General features: G+C 47.8%; 1 rRNA gene. It reads left to right on the top strand.

Annotated elements, in window-relative coordinates:
* Window positions 1–283: 283 nt before the first annotated feature.
* Window positions 284–394, top strand: a 23S ribosomal RNA gene (locus tag AC1DLI_RS34420); the annotation flags it as partial.

The following is a 394-nucleotide window of genomic DNA, read 5'->3' as shown; positions in this document are numbered from 1 at the left end:
CTTAGACCGCAGGGTCTTGGGAGAGTAGGACGTCGCCAAGCAGGTGTTATGTTTTACACCTAYGCAGCAGCCGTAAGGCTCAGCTGTGATTTACTTTGCACCTTGAAAACTGGATAACGAAAGAAAAGAATTGCTGAAACATCCTTTAAAGCTGTTTTTATTGTAAGCGAAAGGTGTTCGAGAWTGTTGCGACTTCTTTTCGTTTTGTTTCAACCATTTGATGTCTTAGGAGATCRAAGAAACAAAATGAAAACGGCGCACAAGCCGAATCACCCGAGCATATGGTTAAGCTAGTAAGAGCGCACGGAGGATGCCTAGGCACCAGGAGCCGAAGAAGGACGTGGCGAACAACGATACCGCCCCGGGGAGCCGTAAGCAGGCATTGATCCGAGGA

This window comes from Paenibacillus sp. 01T443 (assembly GCF_056398325.1).
Note: the sequence above shows the minus strand (reverse complement) of the source record. Positions and strands in the feature narration are given on the sequence as shown.